The following is a 21,105-nucleotide window of genomic DNA, read 5'->3' on the forward strand; positions in this document are numbered from 1 at the left end:
GGGCAACTACACGGCACGGTTCAGCCGTATTGCTAGAGCAGAGCTCTGAATTTTGCTGCGCCATCGCCGAACGTCCGCTTCTCAGACCCTCTGCATTGCAGCGCTAGAGATCACTCGACCGGCCGCTTTGGGCACGCCATCGCCACCTGCAGATAGGCCAAGCACATTTGCAGAAGCTGCTGTGTGTTCCGGTATGCAATTTTGATGGGGTGGACGGCCCCTGATGCGCAAGCTGGGAAGCTGACGAGCCTATGCTGAAAGCAGTCATGTCTACGGCCTGTTTGCGCAGCATAGCCGCTGGCCCAGATGAAGTCCGCAGATCAGGTCCCAATCAAAACTACGCGCTCGATTTGTCGCCTTGACCCACTGGGGTGTCCTGATCCCCGGTTCGACCAGTTTGTCATCTTTCCTCAGCCTCGACGCATTCCGTTTCGCCTGCCTCGTGCCGTTACGCGGTCCGAGCGGCGAAGGCCTCGTTCCGTCGCAAGATCGCCCACGCAATGCGAGCGGTCTTGTTGGCCTGGGCGACCGCGGCAACCTTCGGCCGCTTGCGCTTCTTGAGCGCCACCAGCCAGGCTTTGCCGGGATCTCCCTGTCGGGCAAAGCGCATGACGGCGCTGGCACCAGAGACCAGCAGACGCCGGATATAGCCATCGCCCTGTTTGCTGATGCCCATCTGCCTGTCTTTGCCGCCGCTGGAATTCGCCCTCGGCGTGAGTCCCGGCCAGGCGGCGAACTGACGGGCGGTTCTGAACAGGCTTGGGTCCGGCACATTCGCCGCTATGGCGCTGGCCGTGATGGGTCCGATCCCAGGATTGGTCGCGAGCCGACGGCTGGCATCACTCGCCCGGTGCCAATCGAGGATGCGGCTTTCGAGCCTTTCGATCTCGTCGACCAGGCAGTCCGCCATCCTGATCAGCGCCTGAAGGGCTGCGGTGGCATGTTCAGGAAGCGAGCCCAGCACCTTCTGGAAATGGGTCTTCAGGCTGCTCAGCCCTTCGACGCCCTGGGCCGTAACGATGCCCAGATCCGCGAGATGCGCCCTGAGCGCGTTGGTCTGCATCGTCCTCTGCCGAACCAAGAGCTCCCTCGTCTTGTGCAGCATCAGCACCGCCTGCTGACCTTCACACTTCACCGCGACGAAGCGCATCGTCGGCCGGGTCACCGCTTCGCAGATGGCTTCTGCGTCCGAGGCATCGGTTTTGCCACGCTTGACATAGGGCTTCACGTGGGACGGGGGCATAAGCCTGACCTCGTGACCGAGGCGGGCAATCTCGCGCGCCCAAAAGTGCGACGACGCGCAAGCCTCCATTCCAACCAGGCAGGGCGACAAGCCGGCGAAGAAGGACGTGATCTCTGCACGGCGCAGCTTGCGCCGAACGCAGACCCTTCCTTCGGCATCGACGCCGTGAACCTGAAAGACCCCTTTTGCCAGGTCGAGACCGACCGTCACGATGACATCAGACATGGTGGAACCTCCCTTTATTGGGACCCTGATCATGCGACATGACAGCAATCCGCGCCACGTTAGGGACAGCGGCCGTCCACCCCATCAAAATTGCACGCCGAAACACACCCCCTGCCCTTCCGCGTGTCCGGCGCTGCACCGGCTGCGACCGCGCTGTTCCAATTGAGTCGCGGCGCGTAAGAATTTCTCCTGTCCGCAAAGCTTGGCCTGTACTTGCCCGTCATTGCCGTCCTTTACCGCTTGCCGGCATTTACCTCATAGACTTGTGCCATACCGCTGCGATCCGACGTAAAGACGATGCGGTTTCCGTCGGGCGAAAAGCGGGGATGCGGGTGGGTATGCTGCGGAGCGAAGACCTTTACCGGACCGTCATTGTACGGAAACGGATGTGCCCAGTGGGCACCCTGCGAAGTTGCCTCGGGTCGATGCAGAAATTGCGGCGAGGATGCCCGATCCAACGACAACAGATGCAGCCCGCGATCGGGAAAGTTCGTATCGCAGATCAGCCGCGATCCCGTGGCATCGGGGGCACCATGCCAGACCGGGAAATCTGTGACCGCGCGCACCGCGCCCGTGTCGATGTCGATCTCGCCAAGCCCGTTCGGCCAGTCGACAAACAGCACACTGCGATGACCGGGGCGCCACACCTCATGCGTAATCCATTGCTTGTCATGGGTCCGCCTGAAAATGCGGCGGGCGTTTCCTGCCCTGTCAGTCACCCAGACCCGGTCCGTCATCGGACCCGCGTAAAGGATCAGGTTGTCATCATCGGGGCAAAACTGGGGGTGGCCGATGGTCGGTGCTTCAAGGAACACTTCGGCGCTTTGACGGTGCGTGTCGATCAGCCAGAACCGACTGATGGCGTTCGTCTTCACCGGCACCGCCCACCAGCGCCCGCAGGCCGACAGGGCGGTGGTGCCCATCGCGGCCCCGACCATGCCGGTTTCGCGCATCTCAGCGCTGTCGAAGCGCACAAGCGTCTCGACGCTGCCATCCTGCGCCGAGACGCGCCTGCCCTCCTGCCCCGCGACATAGTAGATCCAGCGCCCATCCTTTGACGGAATAACCGACCATTCCGCCAGTGCGGGTTCCTCTGTCAGCTGCACCAGATCACCCCCCTCCCCCAGCTCTATGAAGATCTGGGGGAGGCCGGTGCGGTGCGAGATCAGCACCAGATGCTGCATCAGCGCATCCCAGGCATCCACGAAGAAAAACGGGTGATGGTGAAGCGACGGATGTGCTGTGACCTGACGCACCTGCCCGCCGGTTTCGTCTGTGAAGACCCGCGATTCTGATGGGTAATGCCGGAAAGCCATCTGTCACTCCGCCGGGTTGGCAACGGACGCACCGTCGCTGCGACGCGACAGGGTCGCAACACCCACCACCAGCGCCCAGCCGATGATCAGCGACACAAGCCAGACCGACGACCCTGAGGGTGCGATGACGGCCGCAAGGCCAGCAAGGCCGATGGGCAGGCGCACGGCCCATCCCAGCGGCCGCCCGGCCCACCCGCCAAAGGCGACAGCCCAGAGCGCGGTCGAGACCAGCAGCGACACGGCGCTGAAGGTAATCTGTGCCGCGCTGCCCTGCGCAAGAACGCCGGGATCAAAGACAAAGGCAAAGGGCACAAAGAACGCAACAAGGCTGAGGCCAAAGGCTGACAGGCTGGTCTGCACCGCAGACGCCTTGCCGACCGCCGCCGCCGCGAACGAGGCCAGCGCGACCGGCGGTGTCACCATCGACAGCACGCAGTAGTAGAAGATGAAGAAGTGCGCCGCCAGCGGTGCGATTCCCAGATCTTCAATGGCGGGAACAAACAAGACCGCGCCGATGATATAGGCGGCAACAGTGGGCAGCCCCATGCCCATAATGATGCAGCCAACCATCGCCAGCATCAGAGAGGCATAGATCGACCCTTCGGAAAGCGCCAGCAGCGACCCCGCAAACTTGAGCGCAAGGTTCGACTGGACAGCGACGGCAATCACCAGCCCGATGGCTGCAATCGGCACCGCGACCTCGGCGACCTGTTTGGGCGCATCCCGCAGCGCCTCGACCAGTTCTTTGCCGCCAATCCAGGTTGCGCGCCGGAAAAACGGCACGATCAGGCACGCGAGCGATGCCAGAACAGCGGAATACGCGGCGGAATAGCCAGCGATCAACAGCGCCATCAGAACCAGGGGCGGCAGGATCAGGTGAAGGCGCGGACCGATGGCCGGGGTCTGGTCAATCTCTTCGTGGGTCATGGCCCGCACGCCATCCCGGCGCGCGTTCAGATCAACGACCATGATCAGCGCCAGATAAAAGGCTACCGCCGGGATCAGCCCAGCCAGCGCGACATCCGTATACGGGATGCCCAAAAGCTCTGCCATGATAAAGGCGGCGACGCCCATGACCGGAGGCATCAACTGCCCGCCGGTCGAGGCGATGGCCTCAATCCCCGCAGCGCGATGCGGTGGCACGCCCGTGCGCTTCATCAGTGGAATGGTGAAAACACCGGTGGATACGACATTGGCCACCGCAGAGCCGGAAATCGAGCCCATCAGCGATGAGGCGACAATAGCCGCCTTGGCTGTACCGCCCGTCGTACGGCCCGCAGCGCGGATCGCAAGGTCGATGAACAGCTGCCCGCCGCCGACCGCCGCATAGAAGGCACCAAACAGGATGAAGTAGAAGACGAAATTGACCGAGGTGGAGGTGGTGATCCCCAATACTCCCGCCGTGGTCATCGTCGTGATTTCGGTCGCAGCTTCAACACCAAAGCCCCGGAAGTTCAGCCAGCCGGGCAGCGCGTTGCCCCAGAACGCGTAGGCAACAAAAACCAGCAGGACCCAGACCAGTACCCAGCCTACAGCGCGGCGCGATCCTTCCAGTAGCAGCAAGACCAGCAAGGCCCCAAAAAGTATGTCCACCTTGAGAACCGGCGAGACATTCTCCATCCGCGTGGTCAGCCGCTCAAAACCGGTCAGGTAATATCCCAGGACGGCAACGGTGCTGAGGATCAGCGCGGCATCAATACCCACCCGCAGCCAGACGGGCAGCGCCTCGGTCGTCAGCGGCTTATAGAGGAAAAGCAGTACAAGGCCAAAGGCCAGATGCACAGGACGCTCCAGAAGCGGTTGCTGCGGAGCCAGCAGCAGCCAGATCTGAAAGATGACCATGGCCAGGCCAACGCCGAAGGCGAGCGTCTGAACGGGGCTTTTTTGGATGAGATCGCGCATGGAATCCTCCCGGGAAGCGAAACGCAAGGTCTGGACAAGAGGCGCCGCCGGACATTCCGGCGGCGCGGACGATCCTCACATCAGGCCGGCTTCGGTATAGTAGCGGATTGCGCCGGGGTGCAGTTCGATGCCGACATTGGCCGGCAGCATCGCCCGGGACGGATCAAAGGCCGACCATGCGCCATGCGAGGCTTTCAGCTGATCGGCATTCTCGATGATTGCCTTGGTGATCTGATAGGCGGCTTCATCGTCCAGCGCGGCATTGGCGATCAGCACCGTACCCAGATTGGCCCCCGTCGTCTCTGCCTCCTGCCCCTTGTACCAGGCGGGTCCGTAGACGCCCGGCGTCAGGCCGTTCTGCTCCAGCACAGCCATGGCCGGCGGGGGGATGTCGAGGAACACCACATCGGTCGTAAGTGCGACTTCGGTGATCGTCGGGTGCCCCTTGATCATTGTGTCGATGTAGATGTCAGCATTGCCATTGCGCATCTGGTCGGCGATCTGACCAGTATCCACCTGGATGATGTCACCGCCATTGGCCTTGATCTGTTCGGCAGAAGTACCGAGACCTTCAAAGATCATGTAGGCGACCGGCACCGCAGACGAGCCGACGGGCTTGATCAGGACACGCAACTTTTCACCGGACGCCACGATCTGCGCAAGGTCGGTGGTTCCGTGCCGGTCGACAAGCGCCTTGGACGCCATCACGCCGACATAGACATCGTTGAGCCCGCCGACGAGCGCGCGGATGTCAGGCGCCGCCATACCCTCATAAACGTCATCGCCATTGGCCGCCCAGACAGCAGAAGCGACATTTGACAGCGCGATTTCGGCCTTGCCACCCTGAACGACCATCGGATTGGCCACGCCGCCGCCGCGCGCGATGATCTCGACCGAGTTTTCACCCAGAATTGGCTCGATGATCTGTTCAAGTGTCGCGGCAAAGACGTACCACGACGAACCCTCGCGCATCGCGCCGATGCGGATGTCCTGCGCGGCGACAGAGGTGGTGGTGATCGCGGTGACGACAGCAGCGGTCAGCGCAAGGCGCATCCGCGGAAGTGCGAAGTTGAGCATTTGGTCTCCTCCCTATGCCTTTTATACTGCCCCCGGCGGCCGCCGGGGGCAAACCCTCAGCAGCTTATTCGGCGGCCATGGCCAGCTCGACGCGGCCAATGCCAGCGGCATCCAGCGCCGCTTCGATCTCACGCTCCGCAGCTTCGCCAAGGTCTTTCAGCGGCTCACGGATCGTGGCGTTGTCAAGCAGACCACGATGGCGCAGGCCGATCTTCAGCGCGACAGTGCCCTCCATATGCGAGCCGCGGTGATAAACGGTGCGCGTGACCGGCAGCAGTTGTTCAAAGACTTTGCGGGCGGTCGGATAATCCTGCGCCTTGCCAGCCTTGATCAGGTCGATCAGCAGTTCGGGCGCAATGTTCCCATAGCCAACCAGCAGACCGTCGACATCGAACATGGTCGGCAGCAGCCATTCGTCATGGCACGACAGGATCTGCAGATCCGGCTGCGCCTTTTTCAGCTCGGGAATTTCGACATACCAGCGCTTCATATTGCGCACGCCGTTCTTGGTGGCCACGCAGCCCGGCTGCGCCGCAATATCGAGCTGGGTGTCCAAGTCATAAGACGCTTTGGTCGCATCAGGATACTGGAACAGGATCGTCTGCAGGCCACCCTCTTCGTAGATCGCCTTGTAGCGGTCCTGCGGCGCGCCCTTCTGAAAGCCGAAGCGAAGCCAGCCGTGGTTCGGATACACCAGCGCGCCGGTGGCACCGGCATCAAGCGACCGCTTTGCTTCCTCAGCGGCGACCTTGGTGCCTTCACCGGTGATCCCTGCGATGATCGGGATATCGACAGCATCCTTGTAGGCCCGGATCAGCTCCAGACGCTCATCGGCGGTCAGGAACGTGCCCTCACCGGCATGGCCAAGAATGACCAGCGACTTCACGTCCTCAAAGCTGGCAAGCCACTTTGCAATGCGGATGTTCGCCTCGAAATCAAGTGATCCGTCTTTCTTGAATGCGGTGACAGGTGCGGGGCTCAGGCCGCGCATATCCATGGGTGTCATATCGGAAACTCCTCCGGCTGGTGTGTCGAATTCTGGCGTCCCACCCCACGTAATCATATAAATCACCTTTTGGGAACGATTGCAGGAACGTTCCCAGAAATACATTGCCAGTGGTGTCTGTCAACTGATAGTTTTAGGTAAGATACACCTTGCCACTGAGGATCAGCCCGATGGACGGCGACATTCCCGACCACAAAGCCAAGCCGCGCGTGACCCTGCATGACGTTGCAAGGGTCGCTGGCGTGTCGAAATCCTCGGTCTCGCGTATCCTGGATGAGCGGTTGCCAAAGACTGCAAACGCCACGGCCTTGCGCGTGCGGGAAGTGGCTGAAAAACTTGGATATGTGAGGGATCTGGCCGCAGCCAATCTGCGCCGGGGATCCACAGGGCAGATCGGCGTGATTGTGCCGCGTTTGACCGATACGGTGATGGCGATGCTGTATGAGGCTTTGGCCCGTGCAGCCGCGCAGAACGGCCAGTTCGCCATTGTGGCCACCACCGATGACAATCCTGATGCAGGCCGTGCCGCCGCCGAAGCGCTGATCCGCCGTGGGGTGGACGGGCTGATTCTTTCGACCGCCCGTACAGACAATCATTTCACTGACGAGTTGCGTACGCGCGGCGTGCCCTTTGTGCTGGCCCTGCGCCACAATGGTCAAAGCCCGGCCGCAATCGGCGATGACCGGCTGGGTGGATATCTTGCCACCCGTCACCTGCTGGATCTGGGCCATCGCCGCATCGGGCTGATCACCGGCCCCGACTACGCCACAAGCGCGCTGGGGCGCCGGGAGGGCTATCTGCGGGCGATGGAGGAGGCTGGGGCTGCCATCACGCCCGGCTGGATCGTGCCCTCGACCTTCAGCATCGAATCCGGCGAGATCGCGGCGCAGGCGCTGCTGTCGCTGCGCGAGCGCCCGACAGCCGTCTTTGCCGTGAATGACAACACCGCAATCGGTGCCTTGTCAGCTTTCGCCCGGGCCGGTTTGTCGGTTCCCCATGACATATCGCTTGTGGGGTACAATGACATCCCCATCGTCAGCCGCCTGCCCGTTCCGCTGACAACAGTCAGAGTGCCCTTTGACCATATCGCCGAGATGGCTCTGCAATTGCTGAATGGCGAGCATTCAGGCACTGGCCCTATCCGTGTTGCTACCCCCACCCTTATTCCACGAAGCTCAGGCGCAATGCCACCACCGGACTAAAGGGTGGCGTTGCCACGCAACTGACATTCGACAAGCCGATATTCGGCGCACTATCTGAGTTCGCTGGCTTGATCCGAGGGAGACTACCGCAGGCTCATCCTGTCGACTGAAATCGAGCGCCGCAGACAAGACCACGAGCAAAATCCCCGATGGGCAGCAAAGCGCAATTGATGCTCAAGAATTAAGATCAAGACAGGCTGTCTGGTCAGGCAATCGTCTTTTGCCAGAAATCCGCACCTATCCTCTGGTTAGTCAAGGATATTGCCCTTGGCGGCAGCGACCAGGGTTTTCGTATAGGGGTGCTGCGGATTGCCAAACACTGCGTCTACCGGACCCTGTTCGACGATGCTGCCGCGGTACATGACGATGGCGCGGTCACAGATATGGCGCACCACGGCAAGGTCATGTGAGACCAGCAGCAGAGAGAAGCCTCCCTCGGCACGCAACGCTTGCAACAGCTCAAGGATCTGCGCCTGTACCGAAACATCAAGCCCTGAGACGATTTCATCGGCGATCAGCAGCCTTGGATTCGAGCTGAGCGCACGGGCAATGTTCACCCGTTGCTTCTGCCCGCCCGACAGTTGGTCGGGAAAGCGGTTGCCGGCATCGGCAGGCAGCATGACCTTGGTCAAAACCGCTGCCGCAAGGCTTGTCGTTTCGGCCTTCGTGGGGCGCTCGGGTCTGGCTTCCAGCGGTTGCACCACAAGACTTGCGACCTTCCGGCGCGGGTTCAGCGCCGATTGCGGATCCTGGAAGATCAGTTGTACCTGCGCGATCAAGGCTTTGCGCTCTTCGGGTGTGGCGGCGGCGCGGTTCAGCCCCACAACCTCCAACCGACCGGCGGTGACGCCCTCCAAGCCAACGATCAGCTTGGTCAGCGTGCTTTTGCCCGAGCCGCTTTCTCCGACGATGCCGACGAATTCCCCGGCGCGAACCTCGAAGTTCACGTCCTTCAGGGCCTCGACATGGCTCGACCGCCCCAGCCAGTCTTTCTGGACATAGGTTTTGCCCAGCCCCGCCGCACGCAGCACAACCTCTTCCCCGACGGTCGTGGCGGCAGACTGGGCTTTCGCCTCTGACACGTTGATCTCGTTGGTTCTTTCGGGGAAATGGCAGGCCGTCTGATGGCCGGCGTCAAGGGTCGCAAGCGGCGGCCGATGGCGGGCACAGACTTCCTGTGCCAGGGGGCAACGCCCTGTGAAATAACAACCCGAAATCGCCTCGCGTTGCTGCGCGCTTGGCATGGTGTCGGGCAGGATCATCAGGCGGCCGCGCGGGCCTTCCATCTTCGGACTGGCAAGCTTGAGACAGCGTGAATAGGGGTGGCGCGGCGTGCGCAGGATGGTCTGTGCCGCACCGGTTTCAACAATCTGGCCGCCGTAAAGCACCACGACATCATCGCAGACATCTGCGGCCAGTTCCAGGTCATGGGTGATGAACAGGACCGAGGTATTGTGAATTTCGCGCATGCGCGAAATCAGCTGCACCACCCGGGCCTGAATGGTGACATCCAGCGCCGTGGTCGGCTCGTCCGCCACCACCAGCTTTGGGTTCGAAGCGAAGGCCATGGCGATCAGCACCCGCTGCAGCATGCCGCCGGAAAGTTGATGCGGATAACAGTCCAGCAGCTCTTTCGGCCGCTGTAGCCCGACCTCTTCGAACAGTGCGACCGCCTTGTCGATCCGGTCTTTCCTGGTGTCAAAACCGATCCGTTTCAGATGGTCGCCGATCTGCTGCCCGATCGTCAGACTGGGATTCAGGGCTGTCATCGGCTCTTGCGGGATGAAGCCGATGTCGCGCCCCAGCAGGGCGCGCCGGATCTTTGACGACATCGCGGTCAGTTCCAGCCCTTCGAACTCGATGTTGCCTTTGGTGATTTTCAACGCATGGGGCAGCGTATCGGCAATCGCTGTGCCGATCATGGACTTGCCCGCGCCCGATTCCCCGATCACACCCAGAATGCGCCCGTATCCGATGCTCAGATCAATCCCGCTCAGGATTTTCTGACCCGTGCGCAGCGACAGGTCGAGTTGCTTGATGTCGAGGACTTTGTGCCGATCTGACATGGTCATTCCCGTGCCGTGGCCCGGCTGCGCGGGTCAAGAACCCGCCGCAACCCATCGCCAAGTAAGTTGAAGCCCAGCACCGTGCCAAAGATTGCAAGGATCGGCAGCGCCAGACCCCATGGCGCGGAGTAGATATCCACCCGCGCATCCGCGATCATCTGTCCCCAGGCCGGCACATTCGAAGGCACGCCCATGCCGACAAAGGACAAGATTGCCTCGACCACCACCGAAATGCCCATTTGCAGGCTGACAAGGGTGATCAGCATCGGCAGGGTGGCGGGAAAGATCTCGCGCGCAATCACCCGCATATGCGAAAAGCCGATCAGCCGGGCATAGGCGACATAGTCATAGCGTCGCGCCACCTGCACCTCGCTGCGCAGCACCCGGCAGAAGCGTGTCCAGTCAACCAGAATGATCGCAAAGATCACCTTGTCGGTGCCGACCCCCAGCCCGACAATCAGCAGCATCGACAGCACCACCGGCGGGAAAGACAGCCAGATCTCGACCAGACGCGAAATGCACCAATCCAGCCAGCCGCCGAAATATCCGGCGCAATTGGCCAGGAGCATGCCCAGGATCATCGCACCGCCCGTGGCCAGGACCGCCACCGTCATCGCGGTGCGCGCGCCGTAGATCATGCGCGACAGCACGTCACGGCCAAGGCTGTCGGTGCCAAAAATATGGGCGCTGCTGCCACCTTCATCCCAGGCCGGCGGCTGCAAGATCCTTAGCAGATCCTGCGCGCCCGGATCGTAGGGCGCGATCCAGGGCGCAAGTATCCCGGCCAAAAGCACGGTCACAGCAATCGCGCACCCGAACAGCAGGCGTATATCGGGCAAACGGCGGGAACGTCCCATTGTCATGCCCTCAGCTTTGGATTGATCAGATAAGCGCCGGCATCGGCAAGCGAGTTGAACAGCAGCGTTGTCGCGCAATAGATCAGTGAGACGCTCATGATGATCGGAAGATCAGCGGTCTGCATGCTTCGCAACATCAGATTGCCAAGGCCAGGGTAGGAAAAGATCATCTCGACCAGAAGCGTGCCGCCGAACAGCCCGCCGAACTGGGTGCCGACCAGAATGATCACCGGCAGCAGCGCGTTCTTGAGCGCCTGCCCGAACAGGATCTTGCGGTCGCTGATCCCGCGCAGCCGCGCTTGTTCGATATAGCTGTGCTGATAGGTCGACACGAGGCTGGAATGCAGCACCCGGATGATCATTGGCGCAAAGGCAAGGCCAAGCGCCATGACCGGCAAAGCCAGATGGGCGACGACGTTCAGAAATATGGCGGGATCGCCCGACAGCAGCGCGTCGATCAGGAAAAACCCGGTATCGCTTTCCAGCGTGATGCCGGGATCAAGCCGCCCGTTGACCGGCAGAATCGGGTAGAGCACGCCAAGGAACAGGATGAACAACAGCGCCAGCAGAAAATCTGGCAGCGCCATCAGCGCCGAGGTGCCGACCAGCCCAGCAGTTTCCAGGGGCGTGTCGCGCACCGCGAAAATCGCAAGGCCGCCCGCCACCCCGACGACAATGGCGAAAACCAGCGCCGATAGCGCAAGCTCGACCGTGGCCGGCAACCGCTCCAGCACCAAGGCACCTGTGGGCATGCGGTACTGGGTGGATTGGCCGAAGTCGCCCTGAAACACGTCCCGCACCCAGAGGCCGTATTGCACATAGACCGGCTTGTTCAGCCCCATCTGCTCGCGCTTTGCCTCGACCTGCTCGATGCTGGCCGAGGGCGGCATCGACATCTGTGCCGGGTCGACCGGCAAAAGCCGCAAGGTGCCAAAGACCAGCATGGTGACGATAATGAAAACCGGAATGACCGAGGCAAACCTGCGGGCAAGAATCCAGAGAAGAGATCTGATCACGGCGGAACTCCGGCGGGGACTTGGCACTGTGCCGGACCCATGAAAGCCGGGTCCGGCACCGCGTTTAAGGTCTGGTTCAGGCCAACGAAATCGAGCGGGCCTCCATCCAGCCATTGCTCCATGGCGTAATCGCAAGGTCGCGGCGGAAACCGATGGTCTGAATGGACTGCAACAGCGGGATCATCGCGCCTTCATTCATCAGAAAGACATTCAGCTCTTCATAAGCCTTGATACGCTTTTCATTGTTCGGCTCTGAAAACAGCGGCTTGACCATCGCGGTGACATCGGGCCGCTTGAATGTGGCAAAGGGCAGTTCGTCGTTGAACATATAGCCGGTGAAATGTTCGGGATCGCCGGTCGGGTTGTCCCAGGTGAACAGCGAGATTGGCGGCAGTTTGCCTGTGCTGTTCAGATCATACCATTGCGCTTCAGTGATAGATATCAGCTTGGCGCGAATGCCGACCTTTTCCCACATTGTCACAATGGCGCGTGCGATGTCATAATCGCCGGGGAACTGCCCGTTCGAGGTGGCGAATTCCAGTTCAACCGGGTTTTCGGGACTGAAGCCAGAGGCCGCCAGCAGTTCAACCGCCTTGGCCTCGTCATAGCCAAAGACATAGCCGGGTGGGTTGCCCTGCATGCCCGGGAATGCCGGAGCGTCAATGGTCACGGCATCGCCGCCAAAAAAGGCTTGCGACAGCAGCGCCTTGTCGATGGCATGATGCGCCGCAAGCCGCACGTTCTTGTCGGCAAGGACCCCGTCCGAGCGCACCGTCAAAAAGATGAGTCGGCCGATGGGATGGGCCACAGCGTTGAAGGCGGTGCCCTGTTGCAGGCGTTTGACATCGCGGATCGACAGTTCCATCGCGATATCCACCGTACCGGATTCCAGCGCCGCCAGACGCGCGGTCGAATCGGGAATGATCTCGAAGGTCAGTTGCTTGACCGAGGGTTTTTCGCCCCAATAATCGTCGCGCCGTTCCAGAACGATGCGGCTGTCGCGGGTGTATTCCTTCAGCTTGTACGCCCCCGCGCCCAGGGGGTTGGTCTTCATGCCCTCGGGCCCAACCGCCTCACCATGCGCTTTCGAGACGATAAAGCCGGTAGCAAAGGCCAACCAAACCGGCGCTGTCGGGAAAGGCCCTGAAAATTTCATCACGCATTCAGTGTCCGAGAGGATCTCGATGTCGGTGACAGTGCCGAAGCCGGTTGAAAGATCAAGCTCATGCCCTGCTTGCAGCCGTTCAAAGAAGGAATAGCGCACATCTGCCGACGTCAGCTTGCTGCCATCCGAAAAAGTAACGTCGTCGCGGAGCGTCAGATTCAGGCTGGTGGCATCGTCGTTCAGCTTCCACCCGGACACGATGGCGGGCGCCAGCGTCAGATCGGCAAGCTGATCCAGCGGCTGGTCAAACAATGAACGCAGGATGCTTTGCGGATCGGGCGCAAGACGCTGGTTGGGGTCAAGCGTGGTGGGATCAGAGGTCCAGGCAATAGAGATCCTGTCAATGTCTCCCCCGGCGGCAAAGGCGGGATTGGCAAGAAGGGTGGCACCGGCGGCACCAAACAGTTGCATGAACAGTCGGCGATCAATATCTTTCATTTCATTCCCCAGTTGGTGTTTTGTTTCGCCTGTGACTTGATGCCCAGGTCGGTTGGCTTTGGTCTTGCCCCGCCAAAAGATCTGTTACCGGACCGGCAACAGAAAACTTCAGGCTGGGGTGCAGAGGCATGGAGTCCTCCGGACGGTACATTCGCGGCGGGTCAGACCGCCGTGCCGTCATCTTGGTATCATATCCGAAGCTGCACTTGCGTTTAGCAGTATTACGTAAATTCGGTATAAGGATACTGAATACCAGCGGGTCAGGAAACAGCATGACAGATCCAGTCAGTGCCCGCCCCCGGACAGACCCAGCAGGTCAATCGGCACGCAAAACGGGCTCTGACTCAGGTTTGATGATGTGGGCGCTGATCCTCTGCTCTGTCCGGGTCCCTCAAGGGCATCATCAAAAGGAAGTCTGAACCAGATTGCACGCCAAAACACTGCTTTCCGGCGGCTTGGGACTGCGGGTAGTGTAGCGGATCAGCGCCCAGAGGGGGCCGTGTTGATGATTGTTGTTGCAGACATGAGTCCTCATCCGAAATACGAATTTTATCACCCATCATATTGATATTACTCTTTTTTTTGAACTCAGGGCAGTTTTTCCCGCCCAGGATGGGTCAGAGCACTCTGCCGCCACCATCGAGACGACACTGCCCGGAAGATTGGCGGTCAGGAACGCAGGCAGGTCAACCGCTTCGGGCCGAACTGCCCCCTGCCCTTCTGCGATCTCGTTGCCGTCAAGCACGATCAGATCAACGCAGAACCTCGGTACCCATCTTGCTCGTCTTCAGGGTCGAGCTGCCCGGTCCCCTCCCCTTCGCCTCATGCGTCCCCGACCTGCACCTGACGCCCATGATCCCGGCTCACCCTGAAGCCCATGAGCATTCCAGCGTCATGCCGTCCTCGGCATAGATGTCGAGTAGAGTCGTGGCTGCTTGACGTTCAACGACGCAACGAAGATGTCAGCCGCTTCTGCGTCATCAGCAGGGAGCGCGCATGGATGCGAGGCCACGCGGGATTTTCGAACAGGCCAGTGTTGACACCATGGGCATCGACCGCAGGCCTGACGTTCAAGCTATGCAGACGACCGTGGCGCGCGATGTCTTTGGCCAGTTCCAAAATCGAGACGTACCCTTTGGCACGACGCACCTGCGACAACACCCGGTTGTCAAAGGGGATGTTCCGCAACGGGTTTGGAAGCCACGTTACCGATCTCACTTTCCGTCACCCCTCACCCTTCCATCCTCTTGGCCGGTCTTGACCGCGGTCAAGACCGGCCAAGAGGATGTCTATGCTCGGAGAACGGTTTCGAAGTATGCTTCGGGTTGCCTGATAGTGTCGGCCTTCCCTAGCAGGTAGTCCAGGACGACGAGCATCTTGCCTGCACCTGCCTTCTGCAGCCCACGCATCAGGTTTTCTTGGCGGATTCTAAGCAATTTGCCGACATCGTAGAGAATGCGGGTTAAAGCTTCTCCGGTTTGCGGAGCTTTTGGAAAGAAGCTAGTGACATGTGTGAAGTCTTCCCACGCCATCTTTGCCGGATCTTTGTTCATCGTCGGTGCTGACGTTTGTCTGATGTCGCTGGGCGGGGTGGAAAGTGTGGGAGTCTTTTTGAATTCTTTATTATTCGACTCTATGTGCCGGACATTTTGACCGTTTCTGACGGGCAATTCGTTGGAGGAGTGGTTATTCGGTTGTTCGTCCAGAGCTTGTGGCTGCGTACTCTCGAGACATTCCGCAGAGCCGAGACGCTCCCCGTGACTTGCTTGTTTATGGGCCCCCAAGTCTCTGAGGCGACCAATAATCCGCAAGACGGCCTCAGCAGTCAGCGTCGCCCGCCGCAGGATGTTCCTGATCATCGTAAGGGTGGACAACTGGGCTTCATCGACGCGTTCGTCTTGAAGGAGCGATGCACGTAAAGCCAGTGCTTCGGCTTTAAGGGACCGCAAGCGCTCATGCTCTTCTGCCAGCTTTGACGCTCTGGCTGCGAGCGCGTCAAAGCTCTGGATCAGGGGTTTCAAGTCGATCCCGAACGCGTCGCGGACTACTCCACCGTAGCGGAGGGGGAAGCGTTTGCCATTGGCCGAGTTTTTGCGTTCGATCAGCTGTGCGGCGGCAAGGCGGCCCAAACTGCGACGCAGAGTCCTTTCATCGATTCCGTTGGCGCGTTCTGACAGGGATGCATTTGATGGGAACACGACAGTCAGTTCAATGACATTGCTGCGTGCGGTGCCCTGTCTCTCGCGGGGCAGGTAGCTGATGAGAGCTGTCAGAACGGCAAGATCATTGGTCGTAAGGCCAAGGTCCTTCCTTAGTACGCGAACCGGGGCCAGCAGTTCATAGGGGTTAGGGCAGGGCATAGGTACCCGTTCCGCCAGGGCGGTTGGTGTCTGAAATGGGTGTTTCATGGTGTTTCGGAAGAAAAAGCTTCCCCGGTCACCGCGAGCGGTGTTGAAATCGATTCGTTTTGGGGGTATCAATCAGGTGTCGAGACTGATTGAGGCCCTTCGGAAGCATCGCTTTCGGGGGGTCTTTCCTTTTCTAGCCGGTCCTCCTTTCGTTTTCTGCTCGTTGCTCTTGATGCCCTGACCTCAGTCAGGTCACGGGGTCGTCACTCTGGCACATCTTGACCGCGGTCAAGAAGCTCGGTGATCAGCTTCCGGACGGCGTCTTCAACGCGCGGGGCAATATCAGCATCTACGTCGATGGTGATGCGGTTGCCCTTTCGGCCGATCTTCACCCGCTGACCGGGATGTATCTTGTGCGTCGATGGCTTGGTGGCCGTCAGCAAGGTTACCGCCGCTTCGAGGCGGTCGGGGCCTGGTACGTTGCGAGGGATTTCGTGGGCAATGTCCCGGGCCTTGGCGACGTCTTTCTCGCACAATCTGAAAAGCTTCTCCCAGACCCGCCGACCAACGCCATGTGCAGGTCCGATAGCCTGGATCAGTTCCATCGGGATGCCCGTCGCGATACGGTTCATTCGCGAGACGAGCGATTCATCGATCTGAAGTGCCCGATACGCGATCGTCTGCGCGTTCTTGCGCGTCTCGTCGGTTTTCCCGATTTCTCGAATGATCCCGGCAACAAACAGGGCCCTTTCGATGAACGACGGGTCTTGGCGGGCGTTGTTCTCCACGCCTTGGGCAATAAGAGCTTCCTCGTCGGTCATCTCCATGACCGTGGCGCGCACCTTCTGACCAATCTGGCGACAGGCAAGAAGCCGACGGCGGCCATAAACGATCTCGAGCGCACCGTCCTGGGTTCGGCGAACCAGAACCGGCACCTTCTGCCCGTGCTCGCGGATGGACGCGACCAGCTCATCCAGACCATCGCTTGGATCGATGCGGTCCATGACTGCGGACATCCGAATGGTTGCCGGGTCGATCAGCCGCGTGGCGTGTTTGTCTTCTTCGAGCACGGATGCTTGTGCGCGAGCCACTGTCGGGCTCGTGCGCTTCACATCCAGATCCTCGTCCGAAGGCAGCGCTTTGCCCATCGCGTTCTTGAGAGAGTCACCGAAGACCTTACGCGCCATGGCTACGCCCCCATGCCTTCAGGATTTCGCGTTCGACTTCGTCGGTCACGCGCGAAACGGATTCGATCGCGCGCTCGTAAGTTCTGCGGTTCACGTCGCGGGGTTCGACCTCGAAGATGCTCTGCTGCGTGTTCGCGGCATCGCCCACCGCTGTCGATTTCAGGAACTCGGCCGACAGGACGGCATCCCCGAGAACTGTCCGAAGCAGAGACGAAATCTGCACCTGCGGACCGTCAGTGTTTTCGTAGCGGGTAATCAGAACCCTCACGAAGTTCAGCCCATGTTCCGGGGCATGCGCCTCAACGACCCCCATCAGGTTGCTCGCCATGCCCAGAAAGCTCGCCAGCGACATGACATCGAGCATCGACGCGTTCAGCGGGACCAAGACCCCCGTCGATGCAAAGAGGGCCGAGATCACCGAGAAGTTCAGCTGCGGCGGGGTGTCGAAGATCACCAGGTCATATTGGTTCAGGACGGGCTCAAGCGCTTCCCGGATGCGACTGTGGAACGTGGTGGCGCCGTGTCTGAAACTCAGGGCAACCTCGAACTCGTACTCCATGATGTCCATGGAGGCCGGGATCAGGTCCACAGTCGGGAAGTTCGTTTTGCGAATGATGTCTGATGCGGGAAGGGGACCCTCGGACCGGATCAGATCGTACGAGGTCGGCATATCCGGATCGAGCTCGGGGGTAACCCCGAACAGATTTGTCAGACTTGCCTGACTGTCGAGGTCGACCAGCAAGACCCGGTAGCCGCGCAAGCCCAGCAGTTGCCCCACATGAGCGACAGTAGACGTTTTTGCAGATCCGCCCTTCAAGTTGAAGATTGTCAGGACCTGACAAGGCTCTCCTGATCGTCTGTGCGGGTGCTCTTCCGGCTTGATCCTGCCGGTCTGGAGAAGGATGCGTTGGGCGTCAACCATCTCTTGCGCGGAAAAGCTGCGACGGTTGCCCCCTTCAAGAATTCCCTCGGGAAAGCCCTCAAGGTTTGACACATGGTGGCGGAAGGTGTTCTGGTTGATCCGGAGCAGATCTGCCGCTTCCCGCATCGCAAAGCGACGGAGACCCTTCTGGGCATCCGGCGGGAAAGTCTCCTGCGCATGTTCTCGCAACCGGCTGCCGAGCCGTTTGGACATGACATCAAATCTTTGGGAGGCGCGTATCCCGTTCATCACTGCCCTCAAGTCTTTATTGTTTTAGAGACCTTAACAAATATGGCGGATAAATCCAGCCCAAACTGTTGAGCGGCCTCAGCGCGTTGAGGCCGCATATTTCTGTGGAAGTAAAGTTGTTGAAAATCAGAGCTTTGTGCGACGGTGCTCTCGGCCTGCTTCAACAGTTCGTAGCCTGAGGTGCGACTGCCACAAGATGTATTGTGGCTGCGTACGGAAAGCGGCGAGCAGAATCTGACCTCCGATTCTCGCTACGCTCAGTCGAGCCATCCGACAACAGCTGACAGCTTGTCCGCTCGCGCATCGCCACCAGTCGGTTGCAGATCGCCGTCAGCGTGATGTCGGGATCCGCGCTCTTGTGAACGGAAGCCATCGCCGAAATAGGCGCTCTCTGCGCGCGGTTCGGCTTTGCGTCGACGGGCGCATGCGGGGCAGGGGGGGTCTGATCCTTGGTCGAGACGCGGGCACGGCCGATCAGAAGCATCAAAACAGGCGATTGCAGTATCAGGTGCCACCAAGAAACCACCTTTTCCTTGCAAGTCAGTCACCTAACAGATTGGTCACCGGGTTTTCGCTGATCTCGACATCGGCGTAGTATTTCTGAGCCTGCACGGCGGAGCGGTGCAGTGACAGTTTCATTGCTGCCGCCAATGGCGCGCCATCAAGCGCGGCTTGGGTCAGAAATCCGGCGCGCAGTCCGTGAGGCGTGGCAAAATCCACCGGAAACCCGGCAAGCTGCAAGCGATACCGCAGGATCGTGCGCAGCGCATCCGTCGCGAGGCGGCGGGGCAGGGGGCGATCAGAAAGGGAGACGGGGCGGAACAGCGGGCCATCAGTGATCTTTGTCACCTCCAGCCAATGCACCAGCGCGCGGGCGGCCCGGCCCTTCATCGGCAGGCGCGGGGCCTGATCTTTTTTTGTGGTCTTGGTCTCCAACAGTCTGATCCAGACCAGTCCTTTGGTGGCAAAGTCGTTCAGGGCAATATTTTCGACATTGAGTGCCGTAATTTCTGACCGCCTGCGCCCGCCGCTTGCGAAGGCCAGCATCAGCATGGCGCGATCCCGGATGCCGCGATGGCTGGCGTCGCAGGTGGCGAGCAAGGCTTCAAGAATATCTCGCGTGATAGGCTTGGGCGACTTGGGCATGCGGGGGCGCGCATTCGCCCGCCTTGCCTTCTGCCGGGTCTGCTGCACGAGAGGGGCCGAGAAAGGTGAGGGCAGGTTGCGCATGCGATGGAACGCCTGCCAGCTTGCGATCCGCCGGTCCAGCGTGGCCGGTGCAGGGCAGGTGAGCGCCATGCGCAGCCCGATGGCGATCAGTTCCATCGCGACATCCTGCGCGGGGCCCGTCTTGTCGCTAAGATCCTGTGCGTGATCAAGGATAAACCGCAACGCTACTTTTTCGTCTTCAGGCCAAGCCAGAGGCTGCCCGAACGAGGCCATCTTCCAGGCCGCGATATAGGCCAGATCGCGCTCCCAGGCGCGCAATGTGTTGGCTGGTGTGCCGCGGCGGTAAAGATCGGCCAGAGCCGCCTCATCCGCGTCGGACAGTTGTGCATAGGCGGGCAGGGCAAGCGCGGTCATAGCCAGACCTTGAGTGTGTAAGGCAAAAATGATAGTTGTAAGGAGGAACGCCAAATTGCCGTGGAGGCTGCCATGCGGGAATCGACTGTGACAATCAAGGGCCAGACCACCCTGCCAAAAGACGTGCGTGCAGCCCTCCAGCTCCATCCGGGGGACCGGGTTCGGTATATGATCCTGGACGGAGGCGAAGTCCGACTCGTGCGCAGCCGGCCCGTGACGCAATTGGCAGGCCTGTTGAAGGGCCGGACCGACAGGCGGGCCAGCCTTGAAGATATCGACGAGGCCATCGCCAAGGGTGCAGCAGGCGAATGATGCCACAACCGACCCAACTGCAAACCGGGCTCGACACCAATGTGCTGGTGCGATTTCTGGTGCAGGATGACGCCGAGCAAGCGAGGGTAGCTCAGAACCTTATCTCCACCTTCACCGAAGCCGAGCCAGGTTTTGTGTGCCGGGAAGTCCTGGTCGAGCTGGTCTGGGTGCTTGAACGCGCTTACGCCCTGCCGCGCGGGGATATAGCGCAGGCGCTGGACGGCCTGCTTGAGGCGCGCGAACTGGTGATCGAGGAGGCGGACCGAGCCGCGATTGCTGTGGACCGTTATCGCAAGGGCGGTCCCGGCTTTGCCGACCAGATGATCGCGCTGGCAGGGGTGGGGGCCGGATGCCAAACAACGGTCACTTTTGACCGCAAGGCCGCAGGCCTTCCCGGAATGCGGTTGCTGGGAGTGGTTTCTGATCATTGACCCGTGACGTTTGCAGGCGGTTTTGCGGGCCAGTCTGCGGCGATTTCAGGTGAAGATCAACAGTCATGATAAGGCAAACTTATCATGTGTAATGACCCTCAAAAGAAAAGCGGTCACTGGTGGGCAAAATTATATAATTTTGCTTACTACACTCATATAATGCCGTTATAAAAGGGTATGGTCTTCATGCACTGCCATCTGGAACAGCGCCAACCTGACCTGAACCGCCAGCGTTTTTATGCCGTGGCGGTCGAACAAGATCTCTTTGGCCAATGGCTCCTGCTGCGCCGCTGGGGTCGGATCGGTACGTGCGGACGCGGGCTGGTAGAAGCCTTCGCCGCCCAAGACATGGCGCAAGCGGCCGCCCTTGATCTGATCCGCATAAAGACGCGCCGGGGATATGGCCCGGCACGGCAGAGGGCATGTTCCGCCCGCCCCGGTCGCATCGACAATCCGGCCCCGACGAGGGGGGAGGCGAAGGTGCCGATCTTTGGTTTGTCGTGCGCCTTGCCAACGCCACCTTGACCGCTTCACGGCCTCGTCCTCATCGGGACGTTAC

Annotated in this window: 18 protein-coding genes; 4 read left to right on the forward strand and 14 right to left on the reverse strand. The window is 60.4% G+C overall.

Annotated features, from left to right (window positions below; all coding sequences use genetic code 11):
* Positions 1-448: 448 nt before the first annotated feature.
* From J2X53_RS16005 to J2X53_RS16025, 5 genes are all read right to left on the reverse strand, one after another.
* Positions 449-1,468, reverse strand: coding sequence for an IS110 family transposase (locus J2X53_RS16005; protein ID WP_349038493.1), 1,020 nt, complete (start codon positions 1,466-1,468; stop codon positions 449-451).
* Positions 1,469-1,701: 233 nt separating this feature from the next.
* Positions 1,702-2,784, reverse strand: coding sequence for a hypothetical protein (locus J2X53_RS16010; RefSeq protein WP_349038494.1), 1,083 nt, complete (start codon positions 2,782-2,784; stop codon positions 1,702-1,704).
* Positions 2,785-2,787: 3 nt separating this feature from the next.
* Positions 2,788-4,686 carry a TRAP transporter fused permease subunit gene (locus tag J2X53_RS16015; RefSeq protein WP_349038495.1) on the reverse strand — a complete coding sequence of 633 codons (1,899 nt, stop codon included), beginning with the start codon at positions 4,684-4,686 and terminating at the stop codon, positions 2,788-2,790.
* A gap of 75 nt (positions 4,687-4,761) precedes the next feature.
* Positions 4,762-5,763, reverse strand: coding sequence for a TAXI family TRAP transporter solute-binding subunit (locus J2X53_RS16020; RefSeq protein WP_349038496.1), 1,002 nt, complete (start codon positions 5,761-5,763; stop codon positions 4,762-4,764).
* 64 nt (positions 5,764-5,827) lie between these two features.
* Positions 5,828-6,769: a dihydrodipicolinate synthase family protein gene (locus J2X53_RS16025; RefSeq protein ID WP_349038497.1), complete on the reverse strand. Its 942-nt coding sequence runs from the start codon at positions 6,767-6,769 to the stop codon at positions 5,828-5,830.
* Between the two features lie 170 nt (positions 6,770-6,939).
* Between J2X53_RS16025 and J2X53_RS16030 the strand changes: the two genes are divergently transcribed.
* Positions 6,940-7,971 (forward strand): LacI family DNA-binding transcriptional regulator, encoded by a 1,032-nt coding sequence (locus tag J2X53_RS16030; RefSeq protein ID WP_349038498.1) that lies wholly within the window; start codon positions 6,940-6,942, stop codon positions 7,969-7,971.
* Between the two features lie 248 nt (positions 7,972-8,219).
* Here the strand turns inward: J2X53_RS16030 and J2X53_RS16035 are convergent, their stop codons facing one another.
* The 9 genes from J2X53_RS16035 to J2X53_RS16075 all read right to left on the reverse strand — a co-directional run bounded on the left by J2X53_RS16035 (position 8,220) and on the right by J2X53_RS16075 (position 19,803).
* A complete protein-coding gene (locus J2X53_RS16035) occupies positions 8,220-10,037 on the reverse strand; it encodes an ABC transporter ATP-binding protein (protein ID WP_349038499.1) in 1,818 nt (605 codons plus the stop codon).
* A gap of 2 nt (positions 10,038-10,039) precedes the next feature.
* Positions 10,040-10,894 carry an ABC transporter permease gene (locus J2X53_RS16040; RefSeq protein ID WP_349038500.1) on the reverse strand — a complete coding sequence of 285 codons (855 nt, stop codon included), beginning with the start codon at positions 10,892-10,894 and terminating at the stop codon, positions 10,040-10,042.
* Positions 10,895-10,896: 2 nt separating this feature from the next.
* A complete protein-coding gene (locus J2X53_RS16045; protein WP_349038501.1) occupies positions 10,897-11,910 on the reverse strand; it encodes an ABC transporter permease in 1,014 nt (337 codons plus the stop codon).
* A gap of 76 nt (positions 11,911-11,986) precedes the next feature.
* Positions 11,987-13,513: an ABC transporter substrate-binding protein gene (locus tag J2X53_RS16050; RefSeq protein WP_349038502.1), complete on the reverse strand. Its 1,527-nt coding sequence runs from the start codon at positions 13,511-13,513 to the stop codon at positions 11,987-11,989.
* A 942-nt stretch (positions 13,514-14,455) separates the two neighbouring features.
* Complete coding sequence (locus tag J2X53_RS16055; RefSeq protein ID WP_349038503.1) at positions 14,456-14,671, reverse strand: hypothetical protein; 216 nt, start codon at positions 14,669-14,671, stop codon at positions 14,456-14,458.
* Positions 14,672-14,802: 131 nt separating this feature from the next.
* Positions 14,803-15,921, reverse strand: a complete 1,119-nt coding sequence (locus tag J2X53_RS16060; RefSeq protein ID WP_349038504.1) for a helix-turn-helix domain-containing protein — start codon at positions 15,919-15,921, stop codon at positions 14,803-14,805.
* Between the two features lie 203 nt (positions 15,922-16,124).
* On the reverse strand, positions 16,125-17,048 hold the full coding sequence (locus J2X53_RS16065; protein WP_349038505.1) for a ParB/RepB/Spo0J family partition protein: 924 nt from the start codon (positions 17,046-17,048) through the stop codon (positions 16,125-16,127).
* Positions 17,038-18,183 carry a plasmid partitioning protein RepA gene (repA, locus tag J2X53_RS16070; protein WP_349038506.1) on the reverse strand — a complete coding sequence of 382 codons (1,146 nt, stop codon included), beginning with the start codon at positions 18,181-18,183 and terminating at the stop codon, positions 17,038-17,040. Before repA ends, J2X53_RS16065 begins: the two co-directional genes overlap by 11 nt.
* 576 nt (positions 18,184-18,759) lie before the next feature.
* Positions 18,760-19,803 carry a tyrosine-type recombinase/integrase gene (locus J2X53_RS16075; protein ID WP_349038507.1) on the reverse strand — a complete coding sequence of 348 codons (1,044 nt, stop codon included), beginning with the start codon at positions 19,801-19,803 and terminating at the stop codon, positions 18,760-18,762.
* Positions 19,804-19,875: 72 nt separating this feature from the next.
* Here J2X53_RS16075 and J2X53_RS16080 point away from each other — a divergent pair, with 72 nt between their 5' ends.
* The 3 genes from J2X53_RS16080 to J2X53_RS16090 all read left to right on the forward strand — a co-directional run bounded on the left by J2X53_RS16080 (position 19,876) and on the right by J2X53_RS16090 (position 21,071).
* Positions 19,876-20,115, forward strand: coding sequence for a type II toxin-antitoxin system PrlF family antitoxin (locus J2X53_RS16080; protein ID WP_349038508.1), 240 nt, complete (start codon positions 19,876-19,878; stop codon positions 20,113-20,115).
* On the forward strand, positions 20,115-20,546 hold the full coding sequence (locus J2X53_RS16085) for a type II toxin-antitoxin system VapC family toxin (protein WP_349038509.1): 432 nt from the start codon (positions 20,115-20,117) through the stop codon (positions 20,544-20,546). The genes J2X53_RS16080 and J2X53_RS16085 overlap by 1 nt, the downstream gene beginning before the upstream one ends.
* Positions 20,547-20,732: 186 nt before the next feature.
* Entirely contained in the window at positions 20,733-21,071 is a 339-nt protein-coding gene (locus J2X53_RS16090; RefSeq protein ID WP_349038590.1) for a WGR domain-containing protein, read from the forward strand.
* Positions 21,072-21,105 lie beyond the last annotated feature (34 nt).

The sequence above is a fragment of the Pseudotabrizicola sp. 4114 genome (assembly GCF_031457365.1).
Lineage (GTDB): Bacteria > Pseudomonadota > Alphaproteobacteria > Rhodobacterales > Rhodobacteraceae > Pseudotabrizicola.

What these genes read in the sequence shown, in the direction of transcription:
- J2X53_RS16065 (WP_349038505.1), bottom strand. Translation starts at nt 17,048, where the DNA reads ATGGCGCGTAAGGTCTTCGGTGACTCTCTCAAGAACGCGATGGGCAAA.
- J2X53_RS16010 (WP_349038494.1), bottom strand. Translation starts at nt 2,784, where the DNA reads ATGGCTTTCCGGCATTACCCATCAGAATCGCGGGTCTTCACAGACGAA.
- J2X53_RS16090 (WP_349038590.1), top strand. Translation starts at nt 20,733, where the DNA reads ATGCACTGCCATCTGGAACAGCGCCAACCTGACCTGAACCGCCAGCGT.
- J2X53_RS16060 (WP_349038504.1), bottom strand. Translation starts at nt 15,921, where the DNA reads ATGAAACACCCATTTCAGACACCAACCGCCCTGGCGGAACGGGTACCT.
- J2X53_RS16030 (WP_349038498.1), top strand. Translation starts at nt 6,940, where the DNA reads ATGGACGGCGACATTCCCGACCACAAAGCCAAGCCGCGCGTGACCCTG.
- J2X53_RS16050 (WP_349038502.1), bottom strand. Translation starts at nt 13,513, where the DNA reads ATGAAAGATATTGATCGCCGACTGTTCATGCAACTGTTTGGTGCCGCC.
- J2X53_RS16080 (WP_349038508.1), top strand. Translation starts at nt 19,876, where the DNA reads ATGCGGGAATCGACTGTGACAATCAAGGGCCAGACCACCCTGCCAAAA.
- J2X53_RS16040 (WP_349038500.1), bottom strand. Translation starts at nt 10,894, where the DNA reads ATGGGACGTTCCCGCCGTTTGCCCGATATACGCCTGCTGTTCGGGTGC.
- J2X53_RS16005 (WP_349038493.1), bottom strand. Translation starts at nt 1,468, where the DNA reads ATGTCTGATGTCATCGTGACGGTCGGTCTCGACCTGGCAAAAGGGGTC.
- repA (WP_349038506.1), bottom strand. Translation starts at nt 18,183, where the DNA reads ATGTCCAAACGGCTCGGCAGCCGGTTGCGAGAACATGCGCAGGAGACT.
- J2X53_RS16015 (WP_349038495.1), bottom strand. Translation starts at nt 4,686, where the DNA reads ATGCGCGATCTCATCCAAAAAAGCCCCGTTCAGACGCTCGCCTTCGGC.
- J2X53_RS16075 (WP_349038507.1), bottom strand. Translation starts at nt 19,803, where the DNA reads ATGACCGCGCTTGCCCTGCCCGCCTATGCACAACTGTCCGACGCGGAT.
- J2X53_RS16035 (WP_349038499.1), bottom strand. Translation starts at nt 10,037, where the DNA reads ATGTCAGATCGGCACAAAGTCCTCGACATCAAGCAACTCGACCTGTCG.
- J2X53_RS16020 (WP_349038496.1), bottom strand. Translation starts at nt 5,763, where the DNA reads ATGCTCAACTTCGCACTTCCGCGGATGCGCCTTGCGCTGACCGCTGCT.
- J2X53_RS16025 (WP_349038497.1), bottom strand. Translation starts at nt 6,769, where the DNA reads ATGACACCCATGGATATGCGCGGCCTGAGCCCCGCACCTGTCACCGCA.
- J2X53_RS16085 (WP_349038509.1), top strand. Translation starts at nt 20,115, where the DNA reads ATGCCACAACCGACCCAACTGCAAACCGGGCTCGACACCAATGTGCTG.